This is a genomic window from Paenirhodobacter hankyongi, assembly GCF_003664585.1.
GTDB lineage: Bacteria > Pseudomonadota > Alphaproteobacteria > Rhodobacterales > Rhodobacteraceae > Rhodobacter > Rhodobacter hankyongi.
On sequence record NZ_RCHI01000001.1, the window covers coordinates 315,767 to 339,577 of the forward strand.

A 23,811-nucleotide genomic window follows, 5' to 3' on the forward strand; every position below is an offset into this window, starting at 1 on the left:
TCCCGAAGCCGCCCCGGCATGTCCTGCCTCGACGCGCTCAGCCGGCGCGGCGGGCCCGCATCGCCTCGGCGAAGCGTTCGAAGAGGTAATAGCTGTCCTGCGGGCCGGGGCTGGCCTCCGGGTGATACTGCACCGAGAACACCGGCCGCCCCTCCATCGCGATGCCACAGTTCGAGCCGTCGAAGAGCGAGACATGGGTCTCCTGCACGCCCTTCGGCAGGGTCTGTGCATCGACGGTGAAGCCGTGGTTCATCGAGGTGATCTCGACCTTGCCGGTGGTCAGGTCCTTGACCGGGTGGTTGGCGCCGTGGTGGCCGTGGTTCATCTTGATCGTCTTCGCGCCAAGCGCGAGGGCGAGCATCTGGTGGCCGAGGCAGATGCCGAAGAGCGGCAGCTCGGTTTCCAGAATGCCCTTGATCATCGGCACGGCATAGGCGCCGGTCGCGGCCGGGTCGCCCGGGCCGTTCGACAGGAACACGCCCTCGGGGTTCAGTGCGAGCACGTCCTCGGCGGTGGCCGAGGCGGGCAGCACGGTGACCTCGCAGCCGGCCGAGGCGAGGCAGCGCAGGATGTTGCGCTTCGCGCCATAGTCGATCGCGACGACCTTCAGGCCGGGGCCCTCGCGGCGGCTGTAGCCCTCGGGCCAGGCCCACCGCTTCTCGTCCCAGGTGTAGCTTTGCGCGCAGGTCACGTCCTTGGCGAGGTCGAGGCCGACAAGGCCCTTCCACTCGCGCGCCTTCTTCACCAGCGCCTCGATGTCGAAGTTGCCTTCGGGATCGTGGGCGATGGCGACATGCGGGGCGCCCTGCTGGCGGATCGCGCGGGTCAGGCGGCGGGTGTCGACGCCGCCGACGCCGATCCGGCCCTTCTTCACCAGCCAGTCGACAAGGTCATCGGTGGCGCGCCAGTTCGAGGGATCGGTCGGGTCCCATTTCACCACGAGGCCGGCGGCGACCGGCTCGGCGGTCTCGTCATCCTCGGTGTTGACGCCGACGTTGCCGACATGCGGGAAGGTGAAGGTGACGACCTGGCCGGCATAGCTCGGGTCGGTCATGATCTCCTGATAGCCGGTCATCGCGGTGTTGAACACCAGCTCGGCGACGGTGACGCCGGCGGCGCCGAACCCCTTGCCGTAGAACAGTTGCCCGTCCGCAAGCGCGATCAGCGCGGTGGGCTTTTCCGATGACTGGTTGATTGCAGGCATGGCGCGACTCCCCGGGGCAAAATCTGCTGGAACCTACGGGGGCGGGCCTGCCGGGTCAAGGCCCTTGCGGCAAAAGATGTTATCGTTTTAAATCAATAAGTTACGCAGCTTGCGCCGGGGCGTTGGCAGGGGTATCCTGACGCCCTTGGGTCAGATGAGGACAACGTGATGCAGATGCGCGAGCGGCTTTCCGCGGCATTGAAAGAGGCGATGAAGGCGAAGGACGCCGCCCGTCTCTCGACGCTGCGGCTGATCAATGCGGCCATCAAGGATCGCGAGATCGCGATGCGGACCGAAGGCGAGGCGGTGTCGATCGGCGATGCCGAGGTGCTGGGCATCCTCGGCAAGATGGTGAAGCAGCGCCAGGAATCTGCGCGCGCCTATGAAGAGGGCGGCCGGCTCGAACTGGCCGAGAAGGAACTCGCCGAGGTCAGGGTGATCGAGGAGTTCCTGCCGCGCCAGCTGAGCGCCGAGGAAGTCACCGCCGCGGTCGATGCGGCGATCGCGAGGGTCGGCGCCAGCTCGATCCGCGACATGGGCCGCGTGATGGCCGAACTGAAGACGAAATACACCGGGCAGATGGACTTTGGCGCCGTCGGCCCGATGGTGAAGACCCGGCTCGGCTGAGCCCGCGCCGTGCCGCCGCGCGCGCGTCCGGATGGATGGCGCGGGGCGGCACGCCTCTTTCCCCGACAGTGATGACGCGCGCGGCCCCGGCCGCGATTCGTCCGCGCCCTTGAAAGCGGCGCGGCGGGGGCGTTTGGCGTGACGATTCGACCTCTGCCGGCGCCCCGCGACTGACGCGACGTCTGCCGGCGCGGCCGGGGCCGTTGTCGCGATGCCTCGAAAATGGACAGTCTGACGCAGGGGGCAGGTCGCGCTTTGAGGCTAGTGCGCCGCTTTCTGACGGTTCGGTGACAGGAGATCGGTCCGTTTCGGTCCCATTTTGTCGCGACGGGTTTTCCGGGTTGAAATCCGATTGCCCGCTTGCGTAAGCTTCCCTCACGGGAGCAAACGAACCAAAAAAACGACAGGGGAGCCCGAATTTGACGACTGCAGCGACCGACGAAGGTTTCGTCGTATTCGATCACGTCCAGAAGAGCTATGACGGCGAAACTCTGGTTGTGAAGGACCTTAACCTCTCGATCGGCAAGGGCGAATTCCTGACGATGCTCGGCCCGTCCGGCTCGGGCAAGACGACCTGCCTGATGATGCTGGCGGGGTTCGAGACCGCGACGCACGGCGAGATACGCCTTGGCGGGACGAACATCAACCACCTGCCGCCACACAAGCGCGGCATCGGCATGGTGTTCCAGAACTATGCGCTTTTCCCGCACATGACGGTGGCCGAGAACCTGTCCTTCCCGCTCGAGGTGCGTGGCATGGGCAAGTCCGATCGCGAGGCGAAGGTGAAGCGCGCCCTCGACATGGTGCAGATGGGCAAGTTCGCGAACCGTCGCCCGGCGCAGATGTCGGGCGGCCAGCAGCAGCGCATCGCGCTGGCCCGCGCCCTCGTCTTCGATCCGGAACTCGTGCTGATGGACGAGCCGCTCGGCGCGCTCGACAAGCAGCTGCGCGAGCACATGCAGTTCGAGATCAAGGCGCTGCACGAACGGCTGGGCATCACCGTCGTCTATGTCACCCACGACCAGGGCGAGGCGCTGACGATGTCGGACCGCGTTGCGGTGTTCAACGACGGCCGGATCCAGCAGCTGGCCCCGCCCGACGAGCTTTACGAGCGGCCGAAGAACAGCTTCGTCGCCCAGTTCATCGGCGAGAACAACAAGCTGCCCGGCACCGTCGAGAGCCTCGAGGAGGAAACCTGCACGGTGCGGCTGCAGACCGGCGAGCTGATCAACGCCACGCCCGTCAACATCCGCCACGTCGGGCAGGAGACGCTGGTCTCGATCCGCCCCGAGCGCATCGAGTTCAAACCCGAGATGATGCCGCCGGGTGCCCACATGATCGACGCCGAGGTGCTCGAGGTGATCTACATGGGCGACATCTTCCGCACCCGGATGCGGGTTGCCGGGATCGACGACTTCGTGATGAAGTCGCGCAACACGCTCGGCCAGACCAAGCTGCGTCCGGGCGAGAGGCTGAAGATCGGCTGGCATCCGCAGGACGCGCGCGCCCTCGACCCGATGTGATCCGGGCGCAGCTCAAAAACGCGGGCGGCGGAACCGTCGCTCCGACAGAAATGACGACAAGTCAGACAAGACCAACAGGGGAGTAAACCATGAAGAAACTTTTGATCCTCACCACCGCGCTGGTGGCGACGGGCTATGCCGCCTCGGCGCAGGAGCTCAACATCGTCTCCTGGGGCGGATCCTACACCGTTTCGCAGGTCGAGGCCTATCACAAGCCCTTCACTGCGATGACCGGGGTCAAGATCAACTCGATCGACGCCGACAACCCGGCGACGCCGCTGAAGGCGCAGGTCGAGGCCGGCAACGTCTCGATCGACCTCGCCGACATCGAGCTTTCGGACGCGATCAGGCTGTGCGACGAAGGCCTGCTCGAGCCGATCGACCCGGCGATGCTGCCGCCGGCGCCCGATGGCACCCCGGCGACCGAGGACTTCGTGCCGGGCGCGATCCAGGACTGCGCCGTGGCGAACATCGTCTGGGGCACGGTCGTTGCCTATGACAAGACCAAGTTCCCGGGCAACGAACCCTCGACGCTGGCCGATTTCTTCGACACCACCAAATACCCGGGCAAGCGCGGCCTGCTGAAGACCGCCAAGCGCACCATGGAAATGGCGCTGGTCGCCGACGGCGTTGCGCCCGACAAGGTCTATGAGGTGCTCGGCACCGACGAGGGCGTGGCGCGCGCCTTCAAGAAGCTCGACAGCATCAAGAAGGACATCGTCTGGTGGGAAGCCGGCGCGCAGCCGCCGCAGCTGCTGGCCGATGGCGAAGTGGTGATGACCACCGGCTACAACGGCCGTTTCTTCGCCGCCGAAGTGGGCGAGGGCAAGCCCTTCGGCACGATCTGGGACGGCGAATACATGGACTATGACCTCTGGGCGATCCCGAAGGGCGCGCCGCATCTCGAGGACGCGAAGAAGTTCCTGGCCTTCTCGACCGACACCCAGCGTCTGGCCGATCAGGCGAAATACATCGCCTACGGCCCGGCCCGGAAATCGTCGAACGCGCTCATCGGCATGTACAAGGACGGCAAGACCGAGATGGCCCCCTACATGCCGACGAACCCGGAGAACATGAAGAACCCGATCTGGACCGACCCGACCTTCTGGGCGGACCACGATGCGGAACTGGCCGAGAAGTTCAACGCCTGGCTCGCCAGCTGATCGTCTGACCTTCAGACTGCGGAGGACGGGGTTTCCCCGTCCTCCCTCTCCCCCGCGCCGCCGCCTTCGCCGCGGTGGCCCCGACGCGCCTTCCGAAGGGGAACCGAATGACCGACGCGACCTCCCAAATGATCACCACCGCGGACGGCAAGCCGCTCAAGGCCGCGCTTGCCGCCTCGCTTGCCGTGCGCCGCCGCCGCGCCTTCCTGCTTGTCGCGCCGCTCTTTCTGTTCATCCTGATCTCGTTCATCGTGCCGATCGGGCAGATGCTGTTCCAGTCGTTCTACAACGACACCTTCAGCAAGAACGCCCCGGCGCTGGTCGAGTGGTTCTCGACCCATCCCGAGGGCTCGGAGATCGACGAGAGCGCCTATGCCGCGCTCGCCGCAGACCTTGCATTGATGAAGAAGAACCGCAGTGCCGGCGAGGCGGGCACCCGGATCAACTATGACGTCTCGGGCACCCGCTCGCTCTTCACATCGACCGCGCGCGGCGCCGACAAGTTCCAGCCACCGTTCAAGGAGGCGATCCTGAAGGTCGAGAAGAAATGGGACGATCCGAACGTCTGGCGCGCGATGCGCTCGGCCTCGAGCCCGTTCACCCTCGACTTCTATCTCGCCGCGAACGACCTGACCCGTGACGAGACAGGCAAGATTGTGCCGGTGGCCGAGGGCCAGGCGATCTACAAGAAGCTGATGGGTCGCACGCTGATGCTCTCGCTCGAGATCACTGCGCTGTGCCTGCTGCTGGGCTTTCCGATCGCCTTCCTGCTGTCCTCGCTGCCGATGCGCAAGGCGATGCTGCTGATGATCCTGGTGCTGCTGCCGTTCTGGACCTCGCTCCTGGTGCGCACCACCGCCTGGATGGTGCTGCTGCAAAGCCAGGGCGTGGTGAACGACCTGCTGGTCTGGCTGGGCCTGATCCGCGACGACCACCGCATCCAGATGATGTATAACGAGACCGGCACGATCGTGGCGATGACCCACATCCTGCTGCCCTTCACCATCCTGCCCCTCTATTCGGTGATGAAGACGATCCCGCCCAGCTATGTGCGCGCGGCGCGCTCGCTTGGCGCCACGTCCTGGACCGCCTTCCGCCGGGTCTATCTGCCGCAGACGCTGCCCGGCATCGGGGCAGGGGGGCTTTTGGTCTTCATCCTGGCGATGGGCTATTACATCACCCCGGCGCTCGTCGGCGGCGCCGATGGCCAGATGATTTCCAACATGATCGCGATGCACATGCAGAAGACGCTGAACTGGTCGCTGGCCGCGGCGCTCGCCGCCGAGCTGCTGGCGATCGTGCTGATCTTCTTCTGGATCTACGACAAGCTTGTCGGCATCGACAAGATGAAGCTCGGCTGAGGAGAGAGGACCGATGGCGCTTCCCGTCTACGCAAGCCCGCTCGAAAGGCTGTGGCATTACACTTACCTGGTGATCTGCGCGCTGATCCTGATCTTTCTGATCGCGCCGATCATCATCGTGATCCCGCTCAGCTTCAACGCGGAGCCCTACTTCACCTTCACCCAGAAGATGCTGACCTTCGACCCCGAGGGCTACTCGTTGCGCTGGTATGATGCGCTCCTCACCTTCGGCATGCAGAACCCCGAGGCCGAGCGCGGCTCTGCCTTCTGGTGGGATTTCTGGCACAACGCCACCTGGATGCAGGTGACGAAGAACTCGGTCATCATCGGCGTCTGCGCGACGCTGCTCTCGGCGGGCCTCGGCACCATCGCGGCGCTCGGCCTGACCCGGCCCGAGATGCCCTTCCGCAAGCAGATCACCGCGGTGCTGATCTCGCCGATGATCGTGCCGATCATCATCTCGGCCACGGGCATGTTCTTCTTCTACTCGGGCCAGTGGCTGCCGGTGCTCAGCCTGTCGGGCGGGGTGCATCTGGAATGGGGGCGGCTTGCGGGCACCTATGCGGGGATCATCCTCGCCCATGCCGCGCTTGGCATTCCCTTCGTCATCATCACGGTGACGGCGACGCTCTCGGGATTTGACCAGTCGCTGGTGCGGGCGGCGGCCTCGCTTGGCGCGAACCCGCGCACGGCCTTCTTCCGGGTGGTGATGCCGCTCATCCTGCCGGGCGTGGTCTCGGGCGGCCTCTTCGCCTTCGTGACCTCGTTCGACGAGGTGGTCGCGGTGCTCTTCATCGCCAACCACGATCAGCAGACGATCCCGCGGCAGATGTGGAACGGCATCCGCGAACAGATCTCGCCGGCGATCCTCGCTGTGGCGACGATCCTCGTGGTGATCTCGATCGCGCTTCTGGCCACGGTCGAGCTGCTGCGCCGCCGCTCGGAACGGCTGCGCGGTCTCAGCCCGCGCTGAGCGGGCCCCCGGAACCGGACGACGCAGGCAGGGGGGCTTCGGCCCCCCTGTCGCGTTGCGGAGGCTGGCATTCGGGGGGCCGGGCACGGCGGGCCTGTTCGCGCAGGTTCACCCCAAGCGCCATCAGTGCCGGCCACAGCATATAGGCCTCGATCTCCAGGTTCTCGCCGAAGGACAGCAGCAGGATCGTCATCATCACGCCAAGGGGCAGCCGCCCCGCGGCGCCCCGCCCGGCCTCGAGCAGCGCGTTCAGGGTCTGCAGCACCATCGGCACCAGAAGCCCGGTGAAGCCGACGATGCCCTTGACGAACAAGAGCCCCCACCAGGTGTGATGGCTGCCGATCGGCATGTGCTCGACGACATGGCCGCCGGGCGCGACGGTGCCATGGCCGAACCAGAAGGCCTCGGCCCGCCAGCGCTCGCCGGCGATGCGCTGCAGCGTCTCGCGCACCCGGGTGCTGTCGGCGCGCGCGCCCTTGAAGGCCGCGACCGCATCGCCCATGAGCCGCGCAAGCGTCGGGCCCAGAACGGCAAGCGAGGCCGCGAGTCCCGCAAGCGTCATCCAGACCGCACTGCGGGCGACGAGCGGCACCATCCGTGGCCCGATCGTGCAGGCGACAAGGCCGATCATCCCCATGCGCGATTTCGACAGCACGATCATCGCCAGCCCGCCCGCCAGCCCGGCGATCCGCCAGCGCCTCTCTTTCTCTTCCAGCGCGAAGACCACCATGATGACGCCCAGAAGCGCCGCAAAGGGCGACCAGGGGGCATAGAACTGCCAGCGCGGGGTCCAGCTCGCCGGGTCATAGGTGAAGAGGTAGACGCTGAAATACTCGGGCCCCGGGCCGCCGATCGCCTTCAGCGGCGAGGTGAAGATCTTCTCGGGCAGATGCAGGATCGGGGCGAGGAACAGGAGGGGCGTCAGGCAGGCCGTCCACAGCCCGACGACGCATTGCCCGCGCACCAGGATCTCGCGCCGCACCGGCAGCACCGCGCCGGCGAGCAGGAACAGCGGGATCAGCGCCCAGCCCTTCATCCAGCCGATCGTCGACTTGATCGTGGCGCCGGTGCCAAGGCCCCAGTCGAGATGCCCGACCCAGAGCGCGATCAGCAGCACGGCCATGCCCGCGAACCAGACCAGCACCAGCCCCGGCACCGGGCCGGTGGCGCGCAGGTCGGGCCGGATCGCCGGGCCGAGGTAGAGCGAGAGTGCCGCCAGCATCGCCAGCGTCCAGCCCAGCACCGGCCCCGCGACATAGAGGGCGCCGAGGAAGTAGAGCGGCCAGGTCCAGACCTGCGCCTTCCACACCATCGCCTCGGCCGGGTTGGCGGGGGCGAGTGGCGCGGTCATGGCGCGGCGGTCGCGACCGGGCGCGGCGCCAGAAGCCGGCCGATCAGCGGCTTGCGCACCCAGCCAAGAGTGAGCCCGATCAGCAGGAAGATCGTCGCCGCACCGCCCGCCGCAATCGCCAGCCCGCGCCGCGGCGAGGAGGGGGCATCGGGCAGCGACGGGTCCTCGAGCACCTGCACCAGCGGGTAGGAGGCGTAAAGATCGGTCTTCGCACTGCCCGAGCGTGCCATCGCCGAGGCAAGAACCGTTTCCGCGACGCGGAAGTTGCGCTCGCCATCCTCGAGCCGCGCGGCAGGCGCGCGCAGCGCCTCGACCCGGGTCTCCATCGTCGCGAGCCGCGCGCGCTGGCTCGCACGTTCCGCCGCGAGCCCCGCCCGCGCCGTCTCGGCCGCGACGAGGTCGCGCAGCAGCCCGGCGCGCTCGTCCGCGCGGGTGAGGTCGAGCGTGGCAAGCTGCGCCGGGGCGAGCCCGGTCAGCGCCTCGGCATGGGCCAGCATCCGGGCGCGCGCCGCGGCAAAGCCCGCCTCGGCGGTACGCCGTTCGGGATGGCCGGGGCCGAGCCGCGACAGCGGGGCGAGCGCCGCCGCCGCCTCGGCCGCCGCGGTGGCAAGGGCCGCGTGCTGCGCATCGGCCTGCAGCTTGAGCAGCGCCGCCGCGAGTTCCGGGGTGACGCCCAGCCGGGTCTCGAGGCTCGCCTCGGCCTCGGTCCGGTCGTCAAGCTGCGCCGACAGATCCGCCACGCGGGCGCGCAGGGCGTCCGTCTCGCTGACCAGGGCGGCATATTGCGCGGCCGAGGCAAGGCCGCTGTCGCTCTGCAGTCGTGCCACCTCGGCCCGGGTGGCGGCGACGGTGGCGCGGTACTCCTCGATCGCGCGATCCTCGCTGCCGCGCCGCTGCGCCTGTTCGTCATGGCGCAGCGCATCAAGCGCGCTGAAGAAGGCCGCAAGCAGCGCGCCGGCGCGCGCCTGCGCCTCTTCGGGGCTGGGACCGGTCAGCTCGAGCTGGATCAGCCCGGTCTGATCGACCAGCTCGATCCGCGGCTTGCCGAAGTCCCGCGGCGCCATCCCCCGGCGCGCGGCGGCGGCGGCAAGGATGCGGTCGGCCGAGAGCAGCCGCTTGTAGGTCTCGGTCGGGCTGACGGTGCTTGACGAAAACGGCGAGGGCGCCGCCGAGGAGGCCTGCCCGAGCTGGTCGAGATTGACCGAGGCAGAGCTGCCCGAGCCCGGCAGGATCAGCGACAGTTCGGAGCTGTAGCGCAGCGGCGCCTTCGCCAGATAGGCGCCGATCGGCGTCCAGATCGCCGCCGCGCCCAGCAGCGCAATCACGCCATAGCGGGGCAGGCGGCCGGCATCATCGAGCCGACCGCCGCCGACGAGCCGCAGCCACGAGAGCTCGCGCCACGTCCGTCGCTTGAAGAGGAGACGCCCGCCGCGACCGCTCGCCGTGCTGAGAGTGGTGGCTTCGGCGCTTGCAAGCGGCGTGTCATTCAACATCATGGCCAGCGCCTCCTCTCCTTCCTTCTAGCGCAGCGCGCCGGCGAATGCCGCCGCGAGGAGGGATCGGCCGGGGACGCGATGGGAGAGGGCGACCTATCCGTCCGGATAGGTCAGAACAGCCCCGCGTCGCGCGCGATCATCGCCGCCTGGGTGCGGTTATGGGCGCCGATCTTCCGGTAGAGCGTCTTCACGTGCAGCTTGACCGTGGGCTCGGTCACCTCGAGATCGCGGGCGATCTCCTTGTTCGACTTGCCCTCGACGAGGCCCTCGAGCACCTCGGCCTCGCGCCGGGTCAGCCGTTCGCGCAGCGGGTGGGCTGGGTCCTCGGCGGCGCCGCGCAGGAAGTCGAGCGGCGCATATTGCTCGCCCATGGCCATGAAGCGCACAGCATTGACCAGCGATTTCGCGGCAAGTGTCTTCGGCACATAGCCCGCCGCACCAAGCGCCAGCGCGCGTTCGGCAAGCTCCGGCGTGCCGGTGCCCGAGATCAGCGCCACCCGCTGCCCGCCGTCGAGCGCAAGGATCTGCTCGAGCCCCTCGAGCCCGTTCATTCCCGGCATCGCGAGGTCGAGCAGCACGAGGTCATAGGCCGGTCCGCGCCGGATCGCGGCGATGGCCGCGGGCAGGTCGGCGACGGTCTCGGCCACCATGCCGCCCTCGCTTTCGAGGAACAGCACCAGCGTGTCGCGCAGCAGGTCGTGGTCGTCGGCGATCAGGACGCGCAGGGGCGCCCCGGGGCCGCCGGCCGGTCTCGTGGTCACGGCTGCTCTCCTCCCGGTTGATTCGCCTGGCGGATATGGTTGCATGTTGCGGCCCTCCCGTCGCTTTCATTGCACCAGATCATGGCGATTTTGGGGTGGGCTGCGGGATAGGGGGACCTATCCGGCCGGATGGGACAGCCTGTCGCGGCGGGGCAGAGGGCCGCTGCGGCGGGACAGCGGCCTATCCCGGGGCGGGGCGCGCCCCTCCCGCCGCGTGCTGGAGCGGGCAGGGGCAGGGCAGGCAGGTTGGGGGCAGATCCATGCTTCCGGAGACCCGCCATGACCTTCTCGCTTCCCTCCGCCGCCTTCACCGCCTCTGCCCCCGTCTCCGCCGCCGTCTCCGCCGCCGCGCCGCGCAGTGCCGGCCTGCCCGCGATCCGGCTGTTCGGGCTCGACCTTGTCGATGCCAGTGCCGATGCCGCGATTGCGGCGATGCTCGCCCCCGGCCGGCGCCGCGTGGCTTTCCTGAACGCGCATTGCGGCAATGTCGCCGCGCACGATCCGGCCTATGCGGCGGCGCTGGCCTCGGCGGACCTCGTCCTGCCCGACGGCATCGGGGTCGAGCTTGCGGCGCGCATGCAGGGGCAAAGCTTCACCGCCAACCTGAACGGCACCGATCTGGTGCCGGCGCTTCTGCACGAGGCGGCGCTGCGCGGGCTGTCGGTGTTCCTGTTCGGCGCGGCGCCGGGCGTGGCCGAGGCCGCGGCCGCGGCGCTGACCCGGCGGATGTCGGATCTGCGCATCGTCGGCACCCGCGACGGGTATGAGGGCGCGCGCGACAGCGCCGCGGCGATCGCCGCGATCAACGCCTCGGGCGCCGATCTGCTGATTGTCGCGCTTGGCGTGCCGGCGCAGGACCTGTGGCTGGCTGAGCATGCCGAGCGGCTTGCGCCGCGGCTGACGCTTGGCGTGGGCGCGCTGATCGACTTCCTCGCCGGCCGGCAGCGGCGGGCGCCGGCGCTGGTGCGCCGGGTGCGCGCCGAATGGGTGTGGCGGCTGGCGATGGAGCCGCGCCGCATGGCCCGCCGCTACCTCGCCGGCAATCCCGTCTTCCTCGCCCGCGCCGCGACCGAGGCACTGCGGCTGCGCGGCGCGATCGGGGTGCAGCGCCGGCTGCTCGATCTCGCCGTGGCCGGGGGAGCGTTGCTTCTGCTTGCTCCGCTCTTCGCCCTGATCGCGCTGGCGATCCGGCTCGAGTCGCGCGGCCCCGCGCTCTTCCGCCAGACCCGGATCGGCCGCGACGGCCGTCCCTTCACGGTGTTCAAGTTCCGCTCGATGCACGCCGATGCCGAGGCGCGGCGGGACGCATTTCTGGCCAGTTCGGACCGCGCCGGGATCTGCTTCAAGGCCCGCCATGACCCGCGCGTCACCTGCGTTGGCCGGGTGCTGCGCCGGTTTTCGCTCGACGAACTGCCGCAGGTGTTCAACGTGCTGCGTGGCGAGATGTCGATCGTCGGGCCGCGCCCGGCCCTGCCCGAGGAGGTCGCCGCCTATCCCGCCCATGCGCGCGAGCGGCTGGCGGTGAAGCCGGGGCTGACCGGGCTGTGGCAGGTCTCGGGCCGCGCCGAGATCAGCTTCGAGCGGATGGTCGAGATGGACCGCGTGCATGCGCGCTCGGCCACGATCGTGCTCGACCTCGTGGTGATCGCGCTGACCTTCCGGGCGCTGGTCACCGGGCGCGGGGCCTGCTGAACGGACAGATAGGCTGACCTATCCCATCGGATAGGTCAGCTGTGCCGATGTTCCCGCAGCTGCGCACGCCAAACGTGTTAGCCTGATCTCAACCGTGGCGGGAGATTCTTCCGCCATGCCTTCCGCAACCCTGTCCGACCCCGGGGATCCCATGACCAGACGTTTTCATCCGCTCCTTTCGCTCGCCCTTGCCGGCTGCCTGTTCCTGACCGCGCCGCTGCCGGGCCTTGCCGGCACCGACACCTCCGGCGCCGAGGTGCTGGCGCAAAAGCCCACCGGCACCGTGCTGCTGACCATCACCGGGTCGGTCGCCGGCGCCGCCGCGCCGGTGACGGTGCAGCTCGATCAGGCGATGCTGGCGGCGCTGCCGCAGGCCACCTTCACCACCACCACGATCTGGACCGAGGGGCCGCAGACCTTCACCGGCGTGCCGCTCTCGGCGCTGCTGGCCGCGACCGGGATGACCGGCCGGGCGATCCTCGCCCGCGCGATCAACGATTATTCGGTCGAGATCCCGGTCGAGACATGGCCCTCCGATGGCCCGATCGTCGCCTATCTGCGCAACGGCAAGCCGATGTCGGTGCGCGAGAAGGGGCCGCTGTGGATCGTCTATCCCTATGATGCGCGCGCCGACTATCGCAGCGAGGTGGTCTATTCGCGCAGCATCTGGCAGCTCGACCGGCTGGAACTGAAGCCCTGACGGGCGGGAGGCGGACCGATCGTGTGGCAGGTCGAGGCAGAGAGCGCGCAGCCTGACAGTCCCCGGCGCAGCCGGTTGCGATGGCTGCGCCCCGGGCTGATCGTCCTGGTCTTCGCGCTGGCGCTCGGGCTGATCGCGGTGATGAGCGTCAGCGTGATGGGGCAGTTGCGCGCGCTGCGCACCGCCTCGTCCGACAACCTGCAATGGACGCTCGCCCAGGTCGACACCGAATTCCTGCGCTATCACCATGCGATCGAGGAGGCGCGGATCGACAGCATGCAAGGCATGCTGAGCACCGCCGACCTGGCCGAGCTGCGCACCCGCTTCGATATCTTCTACAGCCGCATCGACACCTTCCGCGCCACCGGCACCTATGCCAAGCTGCGCGATGACGCGGAATTCTCCCGCGCCTTTGCCGACACCAGCGCGGCGCTTGCGCAGATGATGCCGGCGATCGACGGGCCGGATGACGCGCTGGAGGCCAGCCTGCCCACGCTCGATGCCGCGGCCGAGCGGGTGGCGCCGACGGTGCGCTCGCTCTCGCTGATCGGGCTTGCCGAATTCGCCCGGCAGTCGGATGCCGGCCGCGTCGCCGTCACCACCATGCTGATGCGGCTCGGCGGCGTCGCCTCGGTGCTGTTCGTCGCGATCTCGCTGCTCGCGGTGTCGCTGCTGCGGCTCTATCGGCTGAGCGAGACCCGCGCGGATGAACGTGCCGTCACCGCCGCGCGGATGCGCACGGTGATCGAGACCTCGCTCGACGGCATCATCCTGTGCGATCGTCGCGGCCGGATCATCGAGTTCAGCCCGGCGGCCGAGACGATCTTCGGTCATACCGCGGCCGAGGCGAAGGGGCGCGACATGCTGGGCCTGATCCTGCCGCCGGGGGCCGAGACCGCGCCGGGCGGCCTTGCCCTTGCGGCCGAGCTGCGCGACCCGCTGCCCGGCGTGCATGACCGGATCTATCTCGACGGGGTGCGGCGCGACGGCACCACCTTCCCGGCCGAGGTCTCGGTGCGGCTCGCCGATGCCGGCGGGCGGCGGCTGTTCGTGCTGTTCATCCGCGACATCTCGGTGCTGAAACAGGCCGAGGCGGCGCTGACCGAGGCGCGCGACCGGGCCGTGGCCGGCGAGAAGGCGAAGGCCGATTTCGTCGCGGTGATGTCGCACGAGATGCGCACGCCGCTGAACGGGCTTCTCGGCTCGATCTCGCTGTTGCGCGACACCGGGCTCGATGCGCGTCAGCGCCGCTATGTCGACACGGTCGAGCTGTCGGGACGGTTGCTCAGCGGGCTGGTCAACGACGTGCTCGACCTGTCGAAGTTCGAGGCCGGAATGATGGTGCTCACGCGCGCGCCGTTCCAGCTGTCGCGGGTGCTCGACGACGTGGTGTCGAACCAGCGTGAACTGGCGCGGGCGCATGGCAACCGGCTGGGCTGGAGCTGGTGCGGCGCGCCCTTCGATCCCTGCATGGGCGATGCGGCCAAGCTGCGCCAGGTGCTGCTGAACCTCGTCAACAACGCCACCAAGTTCACCACCGACGGCGAGATCCGGATCGAGGTCGAGGCGATGCCGGGCGAGGGCGGGCTGCGCGAGGTCGAGGTCCGGGTGATCGACACCGGCGCCGGCATCGCCGAGGCCGATCAGGAGCGGATCTTCCGCGATTTCGAGATGGTCGACAGCTCCTATGGCCGGCAGGGCGGCACCGGGCTCGGGCTTGGCATCGCGCGGCGGCTGGTCGAGCTGATGGGCGGCGAGATCGGCGTCGAGAGCACGCCGGGCGAGGGCAGCCTGTTCTGGCTGCGCCTGCCGCTCGAACGGGCCGAGACCGCGCCTTCCGAGGCCCGCAGCCCGCGCCGCGCGCCGCGCAAGCGGGCGCCGGCGCAGCGGCTCTCTGTGCTGGTCGTCGAGGACAACGAGATCAACCGCACGCTCCTGCGCGAGATGGTCGAGGCCGAGGGCCATATCGTCACCGAGGCGGTGAACGGCCGCGAGGGGGTGGAGCGCGCCGCGGCGGCCCGGTTCGATCTGATCCTGATGGATGTCTCGATGCCGGTGCTGGACGGTCGCGACGCCACGCGCGAGATCCGCGCCGGCCGCGGCGCCTCGCGCGATGTGCCGATCGTCGGCGTCACCGCCCATGCCCTGCCCGAGGAGCTGGCCGCCTTCCGCGAGGTCGGAATGACCGACATCCTGAAGAAGCCGATCGACCGGCCGGCGCTGGTGCGGCTGCTCGCCGGCACGGTGCGGGCGATGGAGGCGGAGGTTCCGGCTGTGCCGGCGGCTCCGGGCCCCGAGCCGCTCTTCGATCCCGAGCGCTTCGGCGGCATGGTTTCCGGTGCGGCGCTGCAGGGGCTGTTCGAGCGTTTCGTGACGCAGGGGGACGGGCTGCTGGGCGACCTTGCCGGCGGCGCCTTCGGGCCGATGACCGAGGCGACAGCGCGCGCGGCGGCGTTGGCGGCGGTGCATCGCTGTGCGGGCTCGGCCGGCGCGCTCGGCGCGCTGCGGCTGCAGGCGGTGCTGCAGGCGATCGAGACTGCGGCGAAGCGCGGCGATGACGCGCCGCTGGCCGGCGCGGCGGAGACGCTCGCGCCGCTCTGGGCCGGGACCCGGGCCGAGATCGAGGGCTGGCTTGCGGCGCAGCGCGCCGGGCAGGCGGCGGGGCAGGTGGCGGGCTAGAACCCGCCGGCCACCGCGCCGATCACCCGCGCCACGTCGGCGATATTGGTGACCGTGCTGTCATAGCAAGCGAGCGCATCGCCCGGCAGCAGATAGGGGTCGTAATCGTCGCGGTCGGCGCGGGTCATCATGTCCTCGAGCCGCCGCTCGACCACGACCGAGACGCCGGTGAGCGGATTGCGCGACAAGAGCGCGGCCGAGCGGTGCCCGCTGGTCGCCAGCGCCCCGCCGACGCAGTTCGCATTGATCGCCGCCTGCAGGAAGCGCGTGCCATAGGGCACCTGCCGGGTCTCGGCGCCATTGGCCGAGGGGGCGTTGCCGGTGGCGGGCTGGGTCAGGTTCGACAGGAAGAGCGACACGCCCGGCGGGCTGACCGGGCTCGGCACCATCAGCGCCTCCTGGAAGCAGCCGCGCGAGGGCACGGCGACGGTATCGCCCGCGATCAGCATCACGTCGTCGAAGGCCGTGCCCTCGATCGCGCCGCGCATGTCGATCGAATAGCTGCGCCCGCCCCGCGTCAGCCGCACCGCCGACAGGTCGGCGTCGGGCCGGATGCCGCCCGCGGCGCGCAGCGCGGCGGACAGGTTGCGCCCCTCGGTCGAGCCGCCAAGCGCCTCCTGCCGGCGGGTGTCGATCGTGTCGCCGCGCAGGCCGAGCTCGATCACATGCGGCTCGAACACCGCGCCCGAGACGCCGACGCGGACCGAGCCGAAATCGGAGACCAGCACCGAGACCTCGGGTGCCTCGGGGTAGTGCCCGCCGGCGACGAGCCGCGCGCCGATGTCCCTGGCGACCGACCCGGAGCCGCGCCCGGCCGCCGGCACCGCGCCGAGGAAGGGCAGCTTCACCGTGCCGTCGCGCGACACCTCGTAGGCGCCGCTGAAGGTGGTGTCGCCGAAGATCCGGATGTCGAGCAGATCACCGCGCGAGAGCGCCTCGCCGCCCAGGCCTGCGGGGGCGTGCGCGGCGCGGCCGGTGCCGCCCGCCGGCGCGCGGCAGGTCTCGGCATTCATCGCGGCCGAGCGCAGCGCCACTGCCTCCTTCGGCTTCGGTCCGGGGGTGCGGTATTGCGCCTGAAAGCCGCCGCCCGTCGCCGCCGGTTCGAGGTTGTCGGGCCGGCGTTCCGGCGCGCAGGCGACGGCAAGGGCAAGCGACAGGGCAAGGGCGGAAGAGGTCCGGAGGGCGGCGGGGCGGATGGGGCGCAAGCTTTGCTCCGTGAAAGACATGGGGCGAATACGGGCAGAGTATCGGATGGCCGGGCGGGCGTCTACGCGCGCGGCGGGGGTGGGCGACCCTCTCCCTTCGGATAGGGGAACATCCCTTGGCGTCGTCCGGCTCTCCGGGGGCTCCCGCGACGGCGGGGCAGGGGGCGCGGTAAAACGGGGACATGACCTAACGGCATTTCGCCCCAGACCGGACCCGACACCATGCGCACGCCCCGTTTCCCCACCGCCGGCAGCTTTGCCTCGCACCTGATGGCGCTTGGCCTGTCCGACGTGGCGCAGCGCGCCTCGCGCCTCGCCGTGGTGGTGGTGGTGGCGCGCAACCTCGACGCCGGGGCGATCGGCCTTGCGGCCGGCGCCATGGCCGCCTCGGACCTGCTGAAGGCGCTGACCGAGAACGGTGTGAACCAGCGCATCATCGCCGCGCCCGAGGCCGATCTGGAGGCCGCCTGCATCACCGGGCGCAAGATCCACCGCGCCTGGTGCCTCGGTCTTTTCGCGCTGCAGGTGCTGGTTGGCGCCGGGGTCTGGGCGGGCACGGGCGATGCGCTCGTCTTCGGGATGATCGTGCTGCTCGCCGGCGAATATCTGGTGATGCCGGCGGGGCTCATTCACTGCGCGCTTGCGATGCGCGAGGGGCGGCTGGCCCGCACCGCGGCGATCGGCGGCACGCAGGTGGTCTTTGCGAACCTGCTGACCGCGGTGCTGGCGCTGGTGCTGGCCGGTCCGCTGGCGCTTGTGCTGCCGCGGCTGATCGCGGCGCCGGTGTGGCTGATCGGCATGCGCCGGCTGCGGCCGTGGCGCCCGGTGCCGGGCCTCGAGGGCCTGCCGCTGCGCCACTTCACCGGCTACGGCGCCGCGGTGCTGGGCGTCGAGGTGGTCAAGGCCGCCCGGCTGCAGGCCGACAAGCTGGTGATCGGCCTGATCCTCGGGCCCGAGCTGCTGGGTGCCTATTTCCTCGCCTTCAACGCCGGGCTCGGGCTGGCCAGCTCCTTTGCCAATGCCTTCGGGGTGGCGCTGTTCCCGGCGCTGTGCCGGGCCGAGGACCGGGCGCAGGCGCTGCGCCGCGCGCTTCTGCTCTCGGTCGGGCTGATCGCCCCGGTGGTGGTGGTGCAGGCGCTTCTCGCCCCCTGGTATGTGCCGATCCTCTTCGGTGCGAAATGGGCGGGGATGAGTGCCATCGTCTCGACCCTGTGCCTGGCCGCGATCCCGGCGCTGGTCTGGACCGCCGCGGCGCAATGGCTGCGCGCCGAGGGCCGCCCGGCGCTCGAGTTCCGCGTCACCCTGGCGATGACCGTGCTGTTGATCGCCAACACTGCGCTGACCGCCCCCTTCGGGCTCGGCGTGACCGCGGCGGGCTATCTCGCCGTCGCTTCCCTCACCCAGCTTGGTGCGGCGCTGCCCGCCCTTGCCTCCGCCCTTCGCCTGCCGCGCCGCCCGGCGCTGCGCCTTGCCAACGCCTGACCGACAGAAAGGCCCCGACATGCCCCGTTTCTCGATCATCATCCCCTGCCGCAACGCCGCCGCCACCCTGCCGGCCACGCTCGAAAGCCTCGCCGCGCAGACCCTGCCCGACTGGGAGGCGCTGCTGGTCGACGATGCCTCGACCGATGCCACCGCCGCGCTGATCGCCGCGGCCGCGGCCGCCGACCCGCGCATCCGCGCCGTGACCGCGCCGCGTCGCGGCCCCTCGGCCGCGCGCAACCACGCCGCCCTTGCCGAGGCGAAGGGCGAGATCCTTGCCTTCTGCGATTCCGACGACCTCTGGGCGGCGGAAAAGCTCGCCCGCTTCGATGCGGCCTTCGCCGATCCGGCGGTGAGCGCGGTCTATGCCCGCGTCGCCTTCTTCCGCGCCGACCCCGACCGCCCGAGCACCGCCTCCGAGATTGCCGAGGTGCCGCTGACCATCCTCGACCTGCTGGGCGAGAACCCGGTCTGCACGATGTCGAACCTGGCGATCCGCCGCGCGGCCTTCGAGGCCACCCGCGGCTTCGACGAGGAGCTGGTGCAGAACGAGGATCTCGAATGGCTGGTGCGACTGGTGGGGGGCGGCGCGGTGGTGATCGGCATCGACGCGGTTCTGACCTTCTACCGCACCAGCGTCAGCGGGCTGTCGGCCGACCTGCCGGCGATGCAGGCCGGGCGCGCCGCCGCGGTCGAAAGCGCCGCGCGCTATGGCGAGACCCCCGATCCGCGCCACGAGGCGGTGTTCCTGCGTTATCTCTCGCGCCGGGCGCTGCGGCTTGACCAGCGTGGCGGCTCGGCGCTGCGCCTGGCGCTTGCCGGCATAGCGGCGAGCCCCGGCGGTTTCTTCGCCCCCCCGCGCCGCGGTGCGCTGACGGCGGGGGGCGCGCTGCTCGCCCCGCTGCTGCCCGGCTCGCTGCGCCGCATCCTCTTTGCCTGACCTGTTCCTTTTCCCCGGAGTGCCCACCATGCCCCACGCCTCGATCATCGTGCCCGCCTTCAACGCCGAAGCCACGCTGGACGCGACGCTGCGCAGCCTGCGCGCGCAGACCTTCACCGATCTCGAGATCATCGTCGTTGATGACGGCTCGAGCGACCGCACCGCGCGGATCGCCGCGGACCATGCCGGCGAGGATGGCCGGGTGCAGCTGGTGATGCAGGCGAACCGCGGCCTTGCCGGCGCGCGCAACAGCGGCATCCAGGTTGCCCGCGGCGCGATCATCGGCTTTTGCGACGCCGACGACCTGTGGCGCCCGCACAAGCTGGCCGCGCATGTCCGGCATCTGGCCGAGGCGCCGGCGGTGGGGCTCAGCTTTTCGGGATCGGCGCTGATCGACGGGGCCGGGCAGCCGCTCGGCCTCGCGCAGCGGCCGCGGCTCTGGGGGATCCGACCCGATCACGTCTTCCTGCGCAACCCGGTCGGCAACGGCTCGGCCGCGGTGCTGCGGCGCGCGGCGCTCGATGCCATCGCCTGGCGTCCGGCGGGCGAGACGGTGCGCGACTGGTGGTTCGACGAGCGCTTCCGGCAGTCGGAGGACATCGAATGCTGGCTGCGTCTGGCGCTGACCTCCGACTGGCAGATCGAGGGGGTGCCGGGCACGCTGACTGCCTATCGGGTGAATCCGGCGGGGCTGTCGGCGGCGGGCGGGCGGCAGCTTGCCGCCTGGGAGCGGGTGGTGGCGAAACTCGCGCCGCTCGCCCCCGATTTTTTCGCCCGGCACACGCCGGCGGCGCGCGCCTATCAGCTGCGCTATCTCGCGCGGCGCGCGGTCTCGGCGGGCGACGGGCGCGAGGCGCTGCGCCTTGTGCTTGCCAGCCTGCGCCTGTCGCGCCACCCGCTGGTGAACGAGCCGGCGAAGACCCTGGTCACGCTTGCCGCCGCGCTGGCGCTGCGGCTCTTCGGTGCCGCCGTGCTGCCCGCCCCCTTCGCCCGCCGTTCCGCCTGATCCCCCGATCCCCTGATCCCGGAGACCCGCCATGACCCAGATCCTCCCCGCCGCTGCCCCCGCCCGCCTGCGCGTCGTCCACCTCGTCGATGACGGGAACTGGGGCGGCGTCACCCGCGGCATGAAGTTCCTCGGCCGCGATGCCGACCTGGCCGCCTCGGCACAGCATTCGGTCGTCACCGTCAGCCGCAGCGCGCTGTCCGCCCCGGCGCTCGAGGCCGATGTGATCGTCTCGCATCTGGCGATCAGCTGGCGCGCGCTGCCCTTCCTGACCGCGCTGCGCGCCCGCTATGCGCATCTGCCGATGGCCCATGTCGAGCACAGCTATTGCGAGGGCTTCGTGGCCGGCAACGTGCTGCACCGGCTGCGCTTCCAGACCCTGCTGCGCAGCGCCTTCGCGATGTTCGACCGGATCTGCTCGGTCAGCGCAGCGCAGGGCGAGTGGCTGGTGGCGCGCGGTCTGGTCGGGCGCGAGCGGTTGCAGGTGCTGCGTTCCTGCGGCGGCGTCGCCGATTTCCTCGACCTGCCGCTGGCCGAGGGCGCGCCGCGCGCCTTTGGTGCGATCGGCCGTTTCGACCGGCAGAAGGGGTTCGATCTGCTGATCGAGGCGTTCCGCCGGGTCGCGGTGCCGGGCGCGACGCTGACGCTGGTGGGCGACGGGCCCGAACGCGGCCGGCTCGAGGCGCTGGCGGCGGGGGATCCGCGCATCGGTTTCGCCGGCTATTCCGCCAGCCCCGCGACGATGATGCGCCGTTTCGATGCGGTGGTGATGCCCTCGCGGTGGGAGGCCTATGGGCTTGTCGCGCTCGAGGCGATGGCGGCGGGGCGGGATCTGCTGGTCTCGGGCGTCGATGGGCTCGCCGATCACGTGGGGCGCGGCGCGCGGCTGTGCCGGGGGCGGGAGGCCGAGGACTGGGCCGCGGCGCTCACCGATCTCGCGGCGCAGGACCCGGCGCAGGCCTGCGCGCGCCGGCTGGCCGGCCGTGCCGCGGTCGTGGGGGCCGAGGCCGAGTTCCGCGCGGGCTATGACCGGCTGGTGCGCGACCTGAGCGCGGCGCCCGAGCTGGCGCGGGCGGTCTGAGCGCTCAGGGCAGGATCGCGAGCCAGGCCCAGATCGTCAGCACCGACATCGCGGTGGCGACCAGCACCGAGGAGGCGGCGACGCGTTTCGCCGCGCCATACATGTTGGCGAAGATGTAGGTGTTGACGCCCGGCGCCATCGCCGCGCTCATCACCACCGAGCGCAGCCCCGCCGTCGGCAGGTGGAACACCCATTGCGCCAGCGCATATGCCACCGCCGGATGTACGATCAGCGACAGCGTGGTGACCATGGCAATTGCCCGACCGTCGCCCGCGGGCCGGTAGCGCAGCAGCACGCCGCCAAGTGCGAAGAGGGCGGCGGGCAGTGCGGCATCGGCCACCATGTCGATCGCCGCCCAGCCCGGTTCGGGCATCTCGAGCCCGGTGAGCGCGGTGAAGACGCGGATCGCAAAGCCGCACAGGATGCCGATCACCATCGGCGTGGTCAGCACGCCGCGCAGTGCATTGAGCGCCACCGTGCCCAGCCCCGCGCCCCGCGAGCGCGTGGCCTCCATCGTCAGGATGCCGGCGGTGAACAGCAGCGGCGAATGGATCGAGATGATCGCGAAATTGCCGTCGAGCGCGTCGTGGCCATAGGCGCGCTCGGTGATCGGGATGCCGAGCAGCAGCGCGTTCGAGAACAGGCAGCAAAAGCCGATCGCCGCGGCATCGACGGGGGTGCGGTCGAGCCAGAGCCGCGACAGCGCGATGCCGAGGCCGAAGGCGACGAAGGCCCCGACATAGAACGAGATCATCAGCCCCGCGTCATAGCTGGCGCCGAGGTCGAGCTTGGCGATCGAGCGGGCCAGAAGCACCGGGATCGCGAAGGTCTGCGCAAAGCGCATCACCCCGTCGATCGCCGCCTCCGAGATCAGCCGGCGCCAGGCGGCGAGATAGCCGAAGCCAAGCACCAGGAAGACGGGCAGGACGACATTGAAGAGGCCGCTCATTCGGCGGCGAACTCCAGCACCATGCCGTCATAGGCGGCGCGGATGTTCTCGGGCGTTTCGGCCTCGACCGCGTCGTGGTCGAGGTCGATGTGCATGTTGGTCAGCACCCCCGAGGCCGCGCCGGAGCGTTCGATCCATTCGAGCGCGAGGGCCAGGTGGGCATGGGTCGGGTGCGGCGTGCGGCGCAGCGCGTCAAGCACCCAGCAATCGAGCCCGCCGAGATGGCGCCAGGCCTCTTCGGGAATGTCGCTGACGTCGGGCAGATAGGCGAGCCCGCCGATGCGGAAGCCGAGCGCGTCGATATTGCCGTGTTCGACCCGGAACGGGGTGAAGCGGATCGGACCGCCGGCGCCGTCGATCTCGAACGGGCCGTGGATCGCGCGCAAATCGCAGATCGGGTGATAATTGCTGTCCGGCGGCTGCACGAAGGCATAGCCGAAGCGGTTGATCAGCGCCTCCTGCGTGTCGCTGTCGGCCCAGACCGGCAGGCGGCGGCGCATGTTGAAGGTGATCTGGCGCAGGTCATCGAGGCCGTGCACGTGATCGGCGTGGCTGTGGGTATAGACCACCGCATCGAGCTCGCCGACCTCGGCGCGCAGCAGTTGCTCGCGCATGTCGGGCGAGGTGTCGATCAGCACCCGGGTGATGCCGGTGGGCGCCACCCGCTCGACCAGCATCGAGCAGCGGGTGCGGCGGTTCTTCGGGTTCTCCGGGTTGCACTCGCCCCAGATGCCCCCGAGGCGCGGCACGCCGCCGGAGGAGCCGCAGCCGAGGATGGTGAAACGCATGCGGGTCATCGGGCGGCCTTCGTGAAGAGACGGTCGAAATTGGCGGAGGTGGCGGCGGCGAAGGCGGCATAGTCGAGGCCGAAGACCTCGGCGCCGACGGCCGCGGTCATCGCGGTATAGGCGGGTTCGTTGCGCTTGCCGCGCTTGGGCTTGGGCGCAAGATAGGGGCTGTCGGTCTCGACCAGGATCCGGTCGAGCGGCGCGGCGGCGAAGATGTCGCGCACCTCCTGCGATTTCGGGAAGGTCGCGATGCCCGACATCGACAGGTAGAAGCCGAGGTCGATCGCGGTGCGGGCCAGCTCCGGGCCGGACGAGAAGCAATGCATGACGCAGCTGAAGGGTTTCTCCTTCATCCCCGCGGTCAGGATCGCGGCGGTGTCCGCGTCGGCGTCGCGGGTGTGGATGATGAGCGGCAGGCCGGTCTCCTGCGCCGCGGTGATGTGGACGCGCAGCGAGACCTTCTGCACCTCGGCGCTGTCCGGGGTGTAGTGATAATCAAGCCCGGTCTCGCCCAGGCCGACGAATTTCGGGTGGCGGGCAAGGGCGATCAGCTCGTCCACCGTCGCCATCGGTTCCTCGGCCGCGCTCATCGGATGGGTGCCGGCGGCATAGAAGACGCCGTCATAGGCCTCGGCGATCGCCCGCACCGCGGGTTCCGAGCGCAGTCGGGTGCAGATCGTCACCATCCGGGTGACGCCGGCGGCGCGCGCCCGCGCGATCACCTCGGGCAGTTCCTCGGCGAAATCGGGGAAATCGAGGTGGCAGTGGCTGTCGACGATTTCGGAAATGGGGGGGATTTCGGAAATGAGGGTATTGTCAGCCACGGGCCT

Annotated in this window: 20 protein-coding genes; 12 read left to right on the forward strand and 8 right to left on the reverse strand. The window is 70.1% G+C overall.

The features are described 5' to 3' along the window. Positions 1-37 precede the first annotated feature (37 nt). Positions 38-1,204 (reverse strand): glutamine-hydrolyzing carbamoyl-phosphate synthase small subunit, encoded by a 1,167-nt coding sequence (carA, locus tag DYS74_RS01480; RefSeq protein ID WP_121530382.1) that lies wholly within the window; start codon positions 1,202-1,204, stop codon positions 38-40. A 168-nt stretch (positions 1,205-1,372) separates the two neighbouring features. Here carA and DYS74_RS01485 point away from each other — a divergent pair, with 168 nt between their 5' ends. The 5 genes from DYS74_RS01485 (at position 1,373) to DYS74_RS01505 (ending at position 6,851) form a co-directional block, all read left to right on the forward strand. Continuing rightward, positions 1,373-1,831, forward strand: a complete 459-nt coding sequence (locus DYS74_RS01485; RefSeq protein WP_121530383.1) for a GatB/YqeY domain-containing protein — start codon at positions 1,373-1,375, stop codon at positions 1,829-1,831. A gap of 419 nt (positions 1,832-2,250) precedes the next feature. After that, the gene (locus tag DYS74_RS01490; protein ID WP_121530384.1) at positions 2,251-3,354 is read left to right on the forward strand and encodes an ABC transporter ATP-binding protein; all 1,104 of its coding nucleotides are present in this window, start codon (positions 2,251-2,253) and stop codon (positions 3,352-3,354) included. An 89-nt stretch (positions 3,355-3,443) separates the two neighbouring features. Further along, positions 3,444-4,517: an ABC transporter substrate-binding protein gene (locus tag DYS74_RS01495; RefSeq protein WP_121530385.1), complete on the forward strand. Its 1,074-nt coding sequence runs from the start codon at positions 3,444-3,446 to the stop codon at positions 4,515-4,517. 107 nt (positions 4,518-4,624) lie between these two features. Continuing rightward, positions 4,625-5,878 carry an ABC transporter permease gene (locus DYS74_RS01500; RefSeq protein ID WP_121530386.1) on the forward strand — a complete coding sequence of 418 codons (1,254 nt, stop codon included), beginning with the start codon at positions 4,625-4,627 and terminating at the stop codon, positions 5,876-5,878. Between the two features lie 13 nt (positions 5,879-5,891). Further along, complete coding sequence (locus DYS74_RS01505) at positions 5,892-6,851, forward strand: ABC transporter permease (RefSeq protein ID WP_121530387.1); 960 nt, start codon at positions 5,892-5,894, stop codon at positions 6,849-6,851. Here the strand turns inward: DYS74_RS01505 and DYS74_RS01510 are convergent. The 3 genes from DYS74_RS01510 to DYS74_RS01520 all read right to left on the reverse strand — a co-directional run bounded on the left by DYS74_RS01510 (position 6,838) and on the right by DYS74_RS01520 (position 10,423). Continuing rightward, positions 6,838-8,202 (reverse strand): O-antigen ligase domain-containing protein, encoded by a 1,365-nt coding sequence (locus DYS74_RS01510; RefSeq protein WP_245965158.1) that lies wholly within the window; start codon positions 8,200-8,202, stop codon positions 6,838-6,840. The two genes, DYS74_RS01505 and DYS74_RS01510, sit on opposite strands and share 14 nt — an antisense overlap. Continuing rightward, positions 8,199-9,698: a hypothetical protein gene (locus DYS74_RS01515; RefSeq protein WP_121530388.1), complete on the reverse strand. Its 1,500-nt coding sequence runs from the start codon at positions 9,696-9,698 to the stop codon at positions 8,199-8,201. Before DYS74_RS01515 ends, DYS74_RS01510 begins: the two co-directional genes overlap by 4 nt. A gap of 110 nt (positions 9,699-9,808) precedes the next feature. Next, the gene (locus tag DYS74_RS01520; protein ID WP_121530472.1) at positions 9,809-10,423 is read right to left on the reverse strand and encodes a response regulator transcription factor; all 615 of its coding nucleotides are present in this window, start codon (positions 10,421-10,423) and stop codon (positions 9,809-9,811) included. 315 nt (positions 10,424-10,738) lie between these two features. Between DYS74_RS01520 and DYS74_RS01525 the strand changes: the two genes are divergently transcribed. From DYS74_RS01525 to DYS74_RS01535, 3 genes are all read left to right on the forward strand, one after another. Then, on the forward strand, positions 10,739-12,151 hold the full coding sequence (locus DYS74_RS01525) for a WecB/TagA/CpsF family glycosyltransferase (RefSeq protein WP_121530389.1): 1,413 nt from the start codon (positions 10,739-10,741) through the stop codon (positions 12,149-12,151). A 151-nt stretch (positions 12,152-12,302) separates the two neighbouring features. Continuing rightward, positions 12,303-12,851: a molybdopterin-dependent oxidoreductase gene (locus DYS74_RS01530; RefSeq protein WP_183077425.1), complete on the forward strand. Its 549-nt coding sequence runs from the start codon at positions 12,303-12,305 to the stop codon at positions 12,849-12,851. Between the two features lie 21 nt (positions 12,852-12,872). Continuing rightward, positions 12,873-15,530 (forward strand): hybrid sensor histidine kinase/response regulator, encoded by a 2,658-nt coding sequence (locus DYS74_RS01535; protein ID WP_147435433.1) that lies wholly within the window; start codon positions 12,873-12,875, stop codon positions 15,528-15,530. Here the strand turns inward: DYS74_RS01535 and DYS74_RS01540 are convergent. Then, positions 15,527-16,735, reverse strand: a complete 1,209-nt coding sequence (locus DYS74_RS01540) for a polysaccharide biosynthesis/export family protein (protein ID WP_245965159.1) — start codon at positions 16,733-16,735, stop codon at positions 15,527-15,529. The two genes, DYS74_RS01535 and DYS74_RS01540, sit on opposite strands and share 4 nt — an antisense overlap. A 222-nt stretch (positions 16,736-16,957) precedes the next feature. On the opposite strand from DYS74_RS01540, the gene DYS74_RS01545 reads away from it, so the two are divergent. From DYS74_RS01545 to DYS74_RS01560, 4 genes are read left to right on the forward strand one after another with little or no spacing between them, the layout of a single operon-like run. Next, on the forward strand, positions 16,958-18,217 hold the full coding sequence (locus DYS74_RS01545) for an oligosaccharide flippase family protein (RefSeq protein ID WP_121530392.1): 1,260 nt from the start codon (positions 16,958-16,960) through the stop codon (positions 18,215-18,217). Between the two features lie 19 nt (positions 18,218-18,236). Continuing rightward, entirely contained in the window at positions 18,237-19,157 is a 921-nt protein-coding gene (locus tag DYS74_RS01550) for a glycosyltransferase family 2 protein (RefSeq protein WP_121530393.1), read from the forward strand. 28 nt (positions 19,158-19,185) lie between these two features. Continuing rightward, positions 19,186-20,163, forward strand: coding sequence for a glycosyltransferase family 2 protein (locus tag DYS74_RS01555; RefSeq protein WP_121530394.1), 978 nt, complete (start codon positions 19,186-19,188; stop codon positions 20,161-20,163). A 31-nt stretch (positions 20,164-20,194) separates the two neighbouring features. Next, positions 20,195-21,244: a glycosyltransferase gene (locus DYS74_RS01560; protein ID WP_121530395.1), complete on the forward strand. Its 1,050-nt coding sequence runs from the start codon at positions 20,195-20,197 to the stop codon at positions 21,242-21,244. A gap of 4 nt (positions 21,245-21,248) precedes the next feature. Here DYS74_RS01560 and DYS74_RS01565 read toward each other — a convergent pair whose 3' ends face one another. From DYS74_RS01565 to DYS74_RS01575, 3 genes are read right to left on the reverse strand one after another with little or no spacing between them, the layout of a single operon-like run. Next, positions 21,249-22,193 (reverse strand): AEC family transporter, encoded by a 945-nt coding sequence (locus tag DYS74_RS01565; RefSeq protein WP_121530396.1) that lies wholly within the window; start codon positions 22,191-22,193, stop codon positions 21,249-21,251. Beyond that, positions 22,190-22,990: an MBL fold metallo-hydrolase gene (locus tag DYS74_RS01570; RefSeq protein ID WP_121530397.1), complete on the reverse strand. Its 801-nt coding sequence runs from the start codon at positions 22,988-22,990 to the stop codon at positions 22,190-22,192. The genes DYS74_RS01565 and DYS74_RS01570 overlap by 4 nt, the downstream gene beginning before the upstream one ends. Beyond that, a complete protein-coding gene (locus DYS74_RS01575) occupies positions 22,987-23,787 on the reverse strand; it encodes a TatD family hydrolase (RefSeq protein WP_121530474.1) in 801 nt (266 codons plus the stop codon). The genes DYS74_RS01570 and DYS74_RS01575 overlap by 4 nt, the downstream gene beginning before the upstream one ends. Positions 23,788-23,811 lie beyond the last annotated feature (24 nt).